Genomic DNA, 11,594 nt, shown 5'->3' with positions numbered 1-11,594 from the left:
TTCTGGTAACTGGTATCGTGAGAGGGTTTATTTTTAACATGTGTTTCAACGAAAAAGGTCAATGAATACACTGTTTTTGTCATAAATCATGTTATGATGAGAATAAGACACAGCCAGTAAAAAGTGAGGAAAAGCGATGATTGAAGAATATTTCAAAGAAGTAGGTATCACGTTGGTTGAACTTCCCATCGAGTTGGTGGATGATCGACCCGTTTATGGTGGTTATCTAAAAGAGCTGCCTGTAATCAATGCGACAGGAGAATCTCGAAAAATCATGCACCAGAAACTAGCGAGTATGTATCAAGCCTATCGTGAACAACTACTTACAGATATGGAAATAGAAAAAGAAAAAACAATGAATCTGTCGACAGAAGAATTGTTAAGATATTATGATGGTGAGACATTCGATGGGTTTGCCATTTTTGCTAACGATAATGAAGATCATCTTGGCTAAAATAAGCTATTATCGACTTGAAGTTACGCTTAATGCGTTTCTTTTAGTCGATAATAGCTTATTTCAATCATTGCAGTTATGAGGCATTCTAGTTAAAGCGCTTGGGTAAATTATTTTTGTTTAATTGATATTTGAAAGACAAATGGAAAATCCCGGCAATCAATAAAGTGATCGTATAAGCAATCGAATGGTGGAACGCTAGATTGTAATTGATCACAGCTAAAATGCCTAAAGCGAGCATATAACTAACATGTAGCCTTTGAACAATGTCTTTAGGACCAATTTTTTGAAGATAAACTTGCCATTTTTCCTGAGTGGGATTAAAATTTCTTTTTTTTATTTGGAAAAAAGTGGCTAAAATCATCACTCCTATAAAGGCAGCGATGTTTAAAGAAATCAAGTATACTAAAAATATCGTGAAAATTTCGAACATAAAAGTAACCTTTCTAACTAAAAAACTTTTCAAGAATCAAAAAATAAAGAAAAATTTTGTCATATTTTTATTGTGAAGACTAAAATGTTTCGTGTGAAACATTTTAGCGGATTTGACCTTCGCCGTAAATGATATATTTCGTAGAGGTCAGTTCATTCAATCCCATCGGACCTCGAGCATGTAATTTCTGAGTAGAAATACCGATTTCAGCACCAAAACCAAAAACAGCTCCGTCAGTAAAACGAGTTGAGGCATTCACATAAACCGCAGCGGCGTCCACTTCGTTCAAGAAACGTTGGCTTGCTTGGTAACTATCCGTAACGATGGCTTCAGAATGTTTTGTATTATGGCGATTGATATGGTCGATCGCTTCATCTAAAGAATCAACGACTTTCACAGCCAGAATATAGTCTAGATATTCCGTATCCCAATCAGCTTTTTCTGCAAGGGTTGCGGTTTCTAAATATTCCATGGCACGCGTATCTGCACGTAGAGAAACCCCATGTTCTACTAATGCTTTTTCAATAACAGGTAAAAAGAAAGGGGCGATCTCTGAATGGATCAACAATGTTTCTGCAGCATTACAAACAGATGGACGAGAAGCTTTTGCATTGACGATGATATTCGTTGCCATGGTCAACTGAGCATCTTTATCGATATAAATATGGTTGTTACCAGTGCCAGTCTCAATGATTGGGACTGTGGCTTGTTCCTTCACTCTTCTGATCAAATTTGCGCCGCCTCGAGGAATCAACACATCTAAGTACTCTGTTAATTTCATTAATTCAGCAGCCGTTTCATGAGATGTATCGTCCACAAATTGAACAGCGTAAGGAGACAGGCCAGCATCAGTTAACGTTTGTTGCAGAAGCTTCACTAATAATTGATTGGAAAAGAAAGCTTCCTTTCCGCCTCTAAGAATAACGGCATTTCCTGATTTAAAAGCCAAACTGGCTGCATCAGTCGTCACATTCGGTCTAGATTCATAAATGATTCCGATGACACCAAGTGGGACACGTTTTTTTCCAATCAGTAACCCATCAGCATTCTTCCACATTTGTTCTACTTTTCCAATTGGATCCTCTAATGAAGCAATTTTACTGATTTCTTCAGCCATATCATGGATACGCTCAGGCGTTAAGCGTAAGCGGTCAAGCATCGTTTCGCTCATCTGATTTTCGGTTGCTTGCTCTAAATCTTTCTGATTGGCTTCAAGTATCGCTCCCTGATTTTTTTTGAGCATCAATGCCATCTGTTTGAGAAGGTCATTTTTCTGTTCTGTACTCATCAAAGCAAGGGTTTGGGCGCTTTGTTTTGCATTTTTTCCAAGTTGATTTAAATCAGTCATACGTGTTCCTCCTTAAATAAGGTTCCAAGTTCTTTACCGGCTAAAAGATCGAAGATAATGGTAGGATTTTTTCCGTTTGCCAGGATCATTGTACTGTTGGCTTCAAAAATACGTAATGCTGCTTGTAACTTACTAGACATTCCTCCTGTTCCAAAGGTGCTACCAGCACCACCCGCTTGTGCCATTAAACACTCGTCAATGACCGAAACGGTTTGATACATCTTTGCGTCTGGATTTTTTGAAGGATCGGCGGAATAAAATCCGTCAATATCAGATAAAACAATTAATAAATCTGCTGTGATCAATTTTGTAACGATCGCAGATAGTTGATCATTATCACCAAATTTCGTTGTATGTTCAAGTTCATCGACTGCTACAGTATCATTTTCATTAACGATCGGGATGGTTCCCATTGCTAATAACTGTTCAAGTGTGTTGATCACATTGACTCGACTTTGAGGAAAATCGATCACATCCCGAGTAACGAGGATCTGAGCTGTTTGCTGATTGTAAACACTGAAACGTTGATTATAAATGTTCATCAATTCTGCCTGCCCGATCGCAGCGATTGCTTGTTGTTCCGGGATCGTTGTGGGGCGTGTAGCTTGATTCATTTTGTGCATCCCGACACCAACAGCGCCGGATGAAACTAATACGACTTCTTTCCCTTGATTCCGAAGATCAGACAAGACAAAGGCAAGCTGATCAATCGCAGCGAGGTTGATGTTTCCATTGGGATAGATTAAAGTACTCGTTCCCACTTTAATAACAATTCGTTTGGCTTTTGTAACTTCTTTTCGCATGTGACACCTCTAACTAAATACACGTTTTGATTTCGTTCTATTCTACTTGTTTTACACCATAAAGTCATGTATAAAATTTATTTTTTTATGACAGCAGTATTTTATTCATCTTAACATAAATTAATGAAGAATTTTTTAAGTCGTCCTTTTGGTATCATGAATATGGTAAAATAAATATAGTCTATTTTGGGAGGAAATTCGGTGAGAAAAAGAGGGTTTGAAGTTATTTCAACATATGCACAACAAAAGATACAATTACCTCAACGAGCAACTCATCATGCTGCTGGATATGATTTTGAAGCGGCAGAAGATATTGTTATTCCAAGTATTTGGAAAGCTGGATTAAAACAAGGGATAACAGCTCTTTCAGAGGTATTGAAAAATGAAGAAACAACAGTCGACGAGAAAACATTAAAACCAGTTCTTGTTCCTACTGGGATCAAAGCCTATATGGGAGAAGATGAATTTTTACAATTAGCCAATCGTTCAAGTAATCCGTTGAAGCGTTTTTTAGTTTTAAGTAACGGAGTAGGTGTCATTGATAGTGATTACTATAATAATGATGCAAATGAAGGGCATATCATGTTCCAATTTACTAATTTTGGTTTGAAGGATGTTGTCATCAAAAAAGGTGAGCGAATTGGACAAGGAATTTTCTTGCCATTCTTAAAAGCAGATCAAGACCAAACAGAACAGGCCCGTAAAGGTGGCTTTGGTTCATCAGATGTATAACCATTCAAGGTTTATTTAATTCAAAAATAATTATTTAAAGGAGGCGGGACAATGGCAAAAAAAGCGAAAGTCCAGTTTGTTTGCCAAAATTGTGGCTATGTTTCGCCTAAATTCTTAGGGCGTTGCCCAAATTGCGGGAAATGGAACACGATGGTCGAGGAAATCGAGCAAGATACGACTGACCGTAGAACACGAACAAGTTTGACTGGAGAAAAAGCCAAACCAACGAAAATTGCAGAAGTGATTCCTAAAAAGGAACCACGAGTCAAAACAAAATTAGATGAATTGAATCGAGTTTTGGGTGGGGGCGTAGTTCCGGGGTCAATGATTTTGATTGGTGGCGATCCAGGTATCGGTAAATCCACATTACTTTTACAAGTATCCCAACAATTAGCTGATATCGGCGGAAAAGTATTATATGTTTCTGGAGAAGAAAGTGCAGAACAAATTAAATTACGTGCCGAGCGTTTGGGCTCAATCAATACAGAATTTTACTTATATGCTGAAACTGATATGAATGAAATTAGCCGTGCCATCGAACAGATTTCACCAGATTATGTGATCATTGATTCGATTCAAACGATGACACAACCTGATATTACGAGTGTAGCAGGGAGTGTCAGTCAAGTGAGAGAAACGACTGCTGAGTTGTTGAAAATAGCGAAAACAAATGGGATTGCGATTTTTATCGTAGGACATGTAACGAAAGAAGGCTCGATTGCTGGTCCACGTATGCTTGAACATATGGTTGATACTGTTTTGTATTTTGAAGGAGAACAGCATCATAGTTTTCGTATTTTGAGAGCAGTAAAGAATCGATTTGGTTCAACAAATGAAATTGGTATATTTGAAATGCATGAACATGGATTAGAAGAAGTTGCGAATCCTTCCCAAATCTTTTTGGAAGAACGATTAGAAGGAGCAACAGGCTCAGCGATTGTTGTGGCGATGGAAGGTACCCGCCCAATTTTAGTGGAAATCCAAGCACTGGTAACACCAACAATGTATGGAAATGCTAAACGAACCACTACTGGCTTAGATTTTAACCGAGTATCATTGATCATGGCAGTTCTCGAAAAACGAGCAGGCTTACTGTTGCAGAATCAAGATGCTTACTTAAAAGCAGCAGGTGGGGTAAAATTAAATGAACCAGCCATTGATTTAGCGATTGCTGTGAGTATTGCTTCCAGTTACAAAGAAAAAGGGACACAACCGACAGAATGTTTTATTGGCGAAATCGGGTTGACGGGCGAAATTCGCCGTGTCAGTCATATTGAACAGCGTGTCAAAGAAGTACAAAAGCTGGGTTTCACAAAAGTTTATTTGCCAAAGAACAATCTAGGAGGGTGGAATCCTCCGACTGGCATTGAAGTCGTAGGTGTCGCTACCTTGGCGGAAACGTTAAAACGTGTCTTTCGTTAAAAATAGTAAAATTAAAGAAATGGAGGAAAGAGTATGCAAAAACGTGTCATCACCTTGCTGATGATTATTGTCGGTGCCAGCTTAGGTATTTCTTTTTTACCAATGGCTTGGCAGACAATTGGTCAGCAAACAAATGGATGGCTGAATAATACATTTACCAATAGCCTGTTAGGTGCACTTATTTTCTTTTTATTGTCTTTGCTATTGGCAAAACATATCTCAGCTGTTATCAAGCAAATTGAGGAAAAATTAAGTGAGGTTAGTTTAACTTACCTATTGTTTGGTGCAATTGGTGGGATTATCGGGCTAACTTTAGGTGTAATTATTTCAACGCCACTATATAATTTGAAAATTCCGTTTGTAAATAGTGTTCTTCCCATCTTATTAATGGTTATTTTAGGCTATTTAGGATTCAGGATGGGAACCACTCGAATCGATGAATGGAAAAAAATCTTTGGTTCAAGAAACAAGAAAGTGGAACAAGAAACACCTAGTCAAGTGGAGAGCCAAATACTGGAACGGAAATTAGGCGAGAACTTTCATAAATACAAAATCTTAGATACTAGCGTGATCATTGACGGACGAATCTATGACATCACCAAAACTGGTTTTTTAGAAGGCACACTGATGATTCCGAATTTTGTGCTTTATGAATTACAGTATATTGCTGATTCTGGCGATAGCCTAAAACGTGTTCGCGGACGCCGCGGGCTGGATATCCTCAATGCTTTGCAAAAAGAAGAAGGAATCTCTGTTGAAATGTATGACGGTGATTTTGAAGATATCACTGAAGTGGACAGCAAATTGATCAAATTAGCGAAACTTTTAGATGGTGTCATCGTGACAAATGATTATAACTTAAATAAAGTCTCAGAGTTTCAAAATGTACCAGTGTTGAATATCAATGCTTTAGCGAATGCAGTAAAACCGGTAGTTATTCCAGGTGAAAACATGAATGTTTTAGTCGTAAAAGCAGGAACAGAACGTCAACAAGGGGTTGCTTATCTCGATGATGGCACCATGGTGGTCGTGGAAGATGGACAGCATTATATGAACGAACATATCGAAGTGGTTGTTACAAGTGCCTTACAAACAGCTGCCGGGCGGATGATTTTTGCAAAACCAGCCCATGCAGGTCGTGGGATCGATAATAAAGACAATAAAAAAGAAACTGAAAAAAGTAAACATGCTTAACGAAAGAAAAATCGGAATATGAGTATAAAAAGTAGCCAACTGGTAAGGAAATTCAACCAGTTGGCTTTACTATTTCCCATATTAAAGGTAAAATTTGTGCTGAGTGGCTTTCATTTTAATGAAAAAGCCTTTAAGAAATATGAGGATGTAAAACAGAACATGTTTTTCGTGTTTTGTCTCATATTTTAAAGTCTAGTTTGAAAGAAGAGGAAGAAAATGACGAAAGTACGCGTACGCTATGCACCAAGTCCAACTGGGCACTTACATATTGGGAATGCTCGAACAGCATTGTTCAATTATCTATTTGCTCGCCACAACGATGGAGACTTTATTATTCGTATTGAGGACACAGACCAAAAACGAAACATTGAAGATGGTGAAAAGAGCCAATTGGAAAATTTGGCTTGGTTAGGTATTGATTGGGATGAATCTCCTGAAAATCCTGGAGAATATGGTCCTTATCGTCAATCTGAAAGAAAAGAAATTTATCAGCCTTTGATTGATCAACTTCTTGCAAGTAATCGGGCATACAAATGTTACTGTACAGAAGAAGAGTTAGAAGCAACTCGTGAAGAACAACGTGCACGTGGAGAAATGCCTCATTATGCGGGTACTTGTGCAAATCTAACACCAGAAGAACAAGCAGAAAAAGAAGCGCAAGGGATTGAACCAGTGATCCGATTCCGTGTACCACGTAATACGGAATATGCGTTCAAAGATATGGTCAAAGGGGATATCACCTTTGAATCAGATAATATCGGTGGCGACTATGTCATTCAAAAACGTGATGGTATGCCAACATATAACTTTGCTGTAGCTGTAGATGATCATATGATGAAGATTACTCATGTCTTACGTGGGGATGACCATATTGCAAATACACCTAAACAATTGATGATCTATGAAGCTTTTGGTTGGACACCACCAACATTCGGTCACATGACATTGATCATCAATACAGAAACTGGGAAAAAACTAAGTAAACGTGATGAATCGATTTTACAATTTATCGAACAGTATCGTGAATTAGGTTACTTACCAGAAGCAATGTTCAACTTTATTGCATTATTAGGTTGGTCACCAGTAGGCGAAGACGAAATTTTCAACCAAGAAGAATTGATCAACATGTTTGATCCAAATCGTTTGAGTAAATCACCTGCAGCCTTCGATGCGAAGAAATTACAATGGGTGAATAACCATTACATGAAAGAAATGGATTTAGATAAGTTAACAGACATGTGCTTGCCTTACTTGATCGCTGACGGTCGAGTACAAGAAAATCCTGATGAAAAAACGATCGAATGGGTCAAAAGAATCGTTAGTCTGTATCAACCACAAATGAGTTACGCAGCTGAAATCGTAGAAGCTTCTTCCTTATTCTTCAATGAACATCCTGTATTGAACGATGCGGCTAAAGAAGTATTAGCAGGCGAAACTGTTCCACTTGTTCTTAATGCGTTTAAAGCACAACTAGAACAAATGGAAGTCGTGGATGCCCCAACCGTAAAAGTAGCAATCAAAGCTGTCCAAAAAGAAACTGGCGTTAAAGGTAAAAATCTTTTCATGCCAATCCGAGTAGCTGTTTCAGGACAAATGCACGGACCAGAATTACCAGATACGATCGAATTGCTTGGTCGTGAAAAATCATTAGCACATTTAAATCAAGTCATCAACTAAACACGATGAACAGAAAGAAGTAAGTAATCATTGATCTCAAGAGAGGTGACGGGCGGTGGAAGTCACTGATCGATGTTTACTGAAATGCCTCTGGGAGTGGTTTCGGCGAGTGAAATAGACACATCTCTTTGTGACGAATTTCAGGTAGTCGAGAACGTATAAGCTTACGTTAACAGCTAGAGGTAATCATATCTGATTATAAATAAAAGTGGAACCACGCCAATTAGCGTCTTTTAATAAGGAAACTTGTTAAAGGCGCTTCTTTATTTGTCAGAGAACTACATAAATTATTGAGAGGAAGGAGCGATGACGATGGGGTGGTTTGCCCGAGCGGTAGAGGCAGCTAAAAAAAATGACCCGGCTGCTCGTTCAACATTAGAAATCGTTTTGACATATCCAGGGTTTCATGCCTTATTTTGGCATCGGGTGTCACATTACTTATATCAGCATAAACTTTACTTGCTGGCAAAAATCAATGCACAATTTTGGCGATTTATAACAGGAATCGAGATACATCCTGGAGCCCAGATCGGACAAGGTGTTTTTATCGATCATGGGATGGGGATCGTGATTGGAGAAACCGCAGAGGTCGCTGATGATGTAGTTCTTTTTCATGGAGTTACGTTAGGTGGTACAGGTAAAGAAACGGGCAAAAGGCATCCCACAGTGAAACAAGGGGCAATGCTTTCTGCTAATGCTCAAATATTAGGACCGGTCACGATTGGGAAACATACGAAGATTGGTGCCGGTGCAGTCGTTTTAAAAGACATTCCAGATTATGCTACAGCCGTGGGGGTTCCTGCAAAAGTAGTACGGATTAATGGAGAAAAAGTGAGGAGATCAGAATGATAAAAATTTACAATACATTGACTAGACAAAAAGAGGAATTTGTACCGATTCAAGCAGGAAAAGTCGGTATGTACGTTTGTGGTCCGACTGTTTATAACTATATTCATATTGGAAATGCCCGCAGCACGATTGCTTTTGACACGATTCGACGCTACTTTGAATATCGGGGATATCAAGTCGATTATGTTTCCAATTTCACTGATGTAGATGATAAAATCATTCGTGCTGCTAATGAATTAGGGATCACGGCGCCAGAAGTAGCCAACCGTTTTATCCAAGCATTTGAAGAAGATACCAAGGCGTTGAATGTGGAGCCAGCTACAGCGCATCCTCGTGTGATGGATCATATGCCAGATATTATTTCTTTCATCCAAGTATTGATCGAAAAAGGTTATGGATATGAATCAAATGGCGATGTCTACTACCGTACAAGAAAATTTTCAACCTATGGACAGCTTAGTGATCAATCGATTGATGAGTTAGAAGTGGGCGCGAGTCAACGGACGGGAGCAGAACAAAGTCAGAAAGAAGATCCGCTTGATTTTGCACTATGGAAAAAAGCAAAACCTAATGAGATCTCTTGGGATTCTCCATGGGGACCCGGACGTCCAGGATGGCACATCGAATGTTCCGTTATGGCAACGAAACATTTAGGGGAAACAATTGATATCCATGGTGGTGGGCAAGATTTAGAGTTTCCACATCATGAAAATGAGATTGCCCAAAGCGAAGCAAAAACGGGAAAGAAATTTGCCAATTATTGGATGCACAATGGTTACGTCACGATTGGCGATGATGATCAGAAAATGAGTAAATCATTAGGTAACTTTATTACTGTCCATGAAATGATCCAAACGGTAGATCCACAAGTGTTACGCTTCTTCATGGCAACAACTCAATATCGCCGACCGATTCGTTATAGTGAGGCAACGATGAAGGAAGCAGCGACAAACTTGCAACGCTTAAGAAATACATTTGATAATCTTAAATTCCGCCTAGCAACAGCAGAAAAATCTCTGGCAGATGACACAAAGTATTTAGCTGAGCTTGAACAAATTGAACAACGGTTTATTGAAGAAATGGACGACGATTTTAATGCTGCGAATGGAATTACCGTCGTTTATGAATTGGCAAAATGGTTAAACACGTATTTGGAGAAAACAACTGTTTCAGCGGATGTTCTAGCAAAAGGGGAAGCATTATTTACCCAATGGTTGGCTATTTTTGGTATTTTATTTACATCTGAGGAATTACTTGATGAAGAGATCGAGCAGTTGATCGAAGAACGTACGCAAGCAAGAAAAAATCGTGATTTTGCCCGTAGTGACGAAATCCGTGACCAATTAAAAGAAAAAGGGATCTTGCTTGATGACACACCGCAAGGAACTCGTTGGAGAAGAGAAGCATGAAAGACTATACACAATTAAACGGACTAGCTTTAGCTTATGTAGGGGATGCCATCTATGAGATCTATATCCGTGACTATTTGATCGAACAAGGGGCGACTAAACCGAATAAACTTCATAAAGCAGCCACGAATTATGTTTCAGCAAAAGCACAAGCTTATCTGATTAAAGAGATGCTAGAAGAAAAATTGATGACACCAGAAGAAGAAACTTTTTATCGTCGTGGTAGAAATGCCAAAAGTCATACAAGTGCAAAAAATGCAGATGTCACAACTTATCGAATTGCCACAGGTTTTGAAGCTTTGATGGGGTATCTGCATTTGACGAAACAAACAGAACGGTTAGAAGAATTAATTGAATGGTGTATCCAGAAAGTCGGTGAAAAAAATGAGTAGAGAACAAAAAGAACGTCATTATAACAAACGTAAAAAAGCAACGAAACAGCCAATGAACGCTTCATCACAGAAAAAATCGCAAAAAAAGCGAAACCATTATGACACTTCCTATGAACCTGTAGTTGGGGAGAAAAAAGAGGAAGCAATCGAAGATAATTTTGTCTTTGGTCATCATGCAGCAGTAGAAGCCTTACAACAAGGTAGAGGGAATAAGTTATTTTTACAAGAGGACTCAGGGGGAGAAAAAACCGAAGAGTTAAAGAACATTGCTAGAGATCAAGCTGTACCAGTTAAATGGGTACCAAAACAAAAATTAGATACATTAAGTGATCATGGTGTACACCAAGGAGTAGTCTTAGCGATTACCCCGTATGAATATTTATCCTTAGACCAGCTTCTTCAGCAAACCAAAGAAAAAACAGAAACACCTTTCTTTGTCATTTTAGATAGTATTGAAGATCCTCACAATTTTGGTTCGATCCTACGAACAGCGGATGCAAGTGGGGTAGACGGCGTAATCATTCCTAAGCATCGGGCGGTAGGCATTACGCCAATCGTCACAAAAACCTCTACTGGAGCAGTCGAACATGTACCTGTAGCACGAGTGACCAATCTTGTTCAAGCGGTCCAACAACTAAAAGAAGCCGGTTTTTGGGTTTTTGGGACAGATATGGATGGTACAAATTTCCAAAAATGGAATGCAAAAGGCGCTATTGCTTTAGTGATTGGTAACGAAGGACGAGGAATGAGTCCTGGATTGAAAAAAGAAATGGACGAACTTTTGACCATTCCAATGGTCGGTCACGTTCAAAGTTTGAATGCGAGTGTTGCTGCTGGATTGTTGATGTATCAAGCTTTTTCTCAACGTCAAGGAGAGTGAT

12 protein-coding genes and 1 other annotated feature are annotated in these 11,594 nt (G+C 38.8%); of the genes, 9 read left to right on the top strand and 3 right to left on the bottom strand.

Features of this window, described 5'->3' with window-relative positions; translation table 11 throughout:
* The first annotated feature begins 136 nt into the window (after positions 1 to 136).
* Positions 137 to 454 (top strand): hypothetical protein, encoded by a 318-nt coding sequence (locus tag IGJ18_RS13070; protein ID WP_010720643.1) that lies wholly within the window; start codon positions 137 to 139, stop codon positions 452 to 454.
* An 88-nt stretch (positions 455 to 542) separates the two neighbouring features.
* Here the strand turns inward: IGJ18_RS13070 and IGJ18_RS13065 are convergent, their stop codons facing one another.
* The 3 genes from IGJ18_RS13065 to proB form a co-directional block, all read right to left on the bottom strand.
* Positions 543 to 887, bottom strand: a complete 345-nt coding sequence (locus IGJ18_RS13065; RefSeq protein ID WP_438843414.1) for a hypothetical protein — start codon at positions 885 to 887, stop codon at positions 543 to 545.
* 103 nt (positions 888 to 990) lie between these two features.
* Positions 991 to 2,235 carry a glutamate-5-semialdehyde dehydrogenase gene (locus tag IGJ18_RS13060; RefSeq protein ID WP_034700060.1) on the bottom strand — a complete coding sequence of 415 codons (1,245 nt, stop codon included), beginning with the start codon at positions 2,233 to 2,235 and terminating at the stop codon, positions 991 to 993.
* Complete coding sequence (gene proB, locus IGJ18_RS13055; RefSeq protein WP_010720640.1) at positions 2,232 to 3,038, bottom strand: glutamate 5-kinase; 807 nt, start codon at positions 3,036 to 3,038, stop codon at positions 2,232 to 2,234. Before proB ends, IGJ18_RS13060 begins: the two co-directional genes overlap by 4 nt.
* A gap of 201 nt (positions 3,039 to 3,239) precedes the next feature.
* On the opposite strand from proB, the gene IGJ18_RS13050 reads away from it, so the two are divergent.
* From IGJ18_RS13050 to rlmB, 8 genes are all read left to right on the top strand, one after another.
* Positions 3,240 to 3,770 carry a dUTP diphosphatase gene (locus IGJ18_RS13050; RefSeq protein ID WP_053765952.1) on the top strand — a complete coding sequence of 177 codons (531 nt, stop codon included), beginning with the start codon at positions 3,240 to 3,242 and terminating at the stop codon, positions 3,768 to 3,770.
* Between the two features lie 51 nt (positions 3,771 to 3,821).
* A complete protein-coding gene (gene radA, locus IGJ18_RS13045; RefSeq protein WP_010720638.1) occupies positions 3,822 to 5,192 on the top strand; it encodes a DNA repair protein RadA in 1,371 nt (456 codons plus the stop codon).
* 33 nt (positions 5,193 to 5,225) lie between these two features.
* Positions 5,226 to 6,386 (top strand): PIN/TRAM domain-containing protein, encoded by a 1,161-nt coding sequence (locus tag IGJ18_RS13040; protein ID WP_010720637.1) that lies wholly within the window; start codon positions 5,226 to 5,228, stop codon positions 6,384 to 6,386.
* A 216-nt stretch (positions 6,387 to 6,602) separates the two neighbouring features.
* Positions 6,603 to 8,063, top strand: coding sequence for a glutamate--tRNA ligase (gene gltX, locus IGJ18_RS13035; RefSeq protein WP_438843413.1), 1,461 nt, complete (start codon positions 6,603 to 6,605; stop codon positions 8,061 to 8,063).
* Positions 8,060 to 8,300, top strand: a binding site (T-box leader). (Overlaps the previous gene by 4 nt.)
* Positions 8,301 to 8,375: 75 nt before the next feature.
* Entirely contained in the window at positions 8,376 to 8,912 is a 537-nt protein-coding gene (gene epsC, locus IGJ18_RS13030) for a serine O-acetyltransferase EpsC (RefSeq protein ID WP_010720635.1), read from the top strand.
* A complete protein-coding gene (gene cysS, locus IGJ18_RS13025; protein WP_207433446.1) occupies positions 8,909 to 10,321 on the top strand; it encodes a cysteine--tRNA ligase in 1,413 nt (470 codons plus the stop codon). The genes epsC and cysS overlap by 4 nt, the downstream gene beginning before the upstream one ends.
* Positions 10,318 to 10,713 (top strand): Mini-ribonuclease 3, encoded by a 396-nt coding sequence (locus IGJ18_RS13020; protein WP_438843412.1) that lies wholly within the window; start codon positions 10,318 to 10,320, stop codon positions 10,711 to 10,713. Before cysS ends, IGJ18_RS13020 begins: the two co-directional genes overlap by 4 nt.
* Positions 10,706 to 11,593 (top strand): 23S rRNA (guanosine(2251)-2'-O)-methyltransferase RlmB, encoded by an 888-nt coding sequence (rlmB, locus tag IGJ18_RS13015; RefSeq protein WP_438843411.1) that lies wholly within the window; start codon positions 10,706 to 10,708, stop codon positions 11,591 to 11,593. The genes IGJ18_RS13020 and rlmB overlap by 8 nt, the downstream gene beginning before the upstream one ends.
* The last annotated feature ends 1 nt before the right edge of the window (position 11,594 follow it).

The organism is Enterococcus sp. AZ078, from assembly GCF_051714985.1.
GTDB lineage: Bacteria > Bacillota > Bacilli > Lactobacillales > Enterococcaceae > Enterococcus_B > Enterococcus_B hirae.
This window is presented reverse-complemented; position numbering and strand designations above follow the sequence as displayed.

Excerpts from the sequence above, each read along its gene's own strand:
- IGJ18_RS13070 (WP_010720643.1), top strand. The coding sequence starts at position 137 with ATGATTGAAGAATATTTCAAAGAAGTAGGTATCACGTTGGTTGAACTT.
- IGJ18_RS13065 (WP_438843414.1), bottom strand. The coding sequence starts at position 887 with ATGTTCGAAATTTTCACGATATTTTTAGTATACTTGATTTCTTTAAAC.
- IGJ18_RS13060 (WP_034700060.1), bottom strand. The coding sequence starts at position 2,235 with ATGACTGATTTAAATCAACTTGGAAAAAATGCAAAACAAAGCGCCCAA.
- proB (WP_010720640.1), bottom strand. The coding sequence starts at position 3,038 with ATGCGAAAAGAAGTTACAAAAGCCAAACGAATTGTTATTAAAGTGGGA.
- radA (WP_010720638.1), top strand. The coding sequence starts at position 3,822 with ATGGCAAAAAAAGCGAAAGTCCAGTTTGTTTGCCAAAATTGTGGCTAT.
- IGJ18_RS13040 (WP_010720637.1), top strand. The coding sequence starts at position 5,226 with ATGCAAAAACGTGTCATCACCTTGCTGATGATTATTGTCGGTGCCAGC.
- gltX (WP_438843413.1), top strand. The coding sequence starts at position 6,603 with ATGACGAAAGTACGCGTACGCTATGCACCAAGTCCAACTGGGCACTTA.
- epsC (WP_010720635.1), top strand. The coding sequence starts at position 8,376 with ATGGGGTGGTTTGCCCGAGCGGTAGAGGCAGCTAAAAAAAATGACCCG.
- cysS (WP_207433446.1), top strand. The coding sequence starts at position 8,909 with ATGATAAAAATTTACAATACATTGACTAGACAAAAAGAGGAATTTGTA.
- IGJ18_RS13020 (WP_438843412.1), top strand. The coding sequence starts at position 10,318 with ATGAAAGACTATACACAATTAAACGGACTAGCTTTAGCTTATGTAGGG.
- rlmB (WP_438843411.1), top strand. The coding sequence starts at position 10,706 with ATGAGTAGAGAACAAAAAGAACGTCATTATAACAAACGTAAAAAAGCA.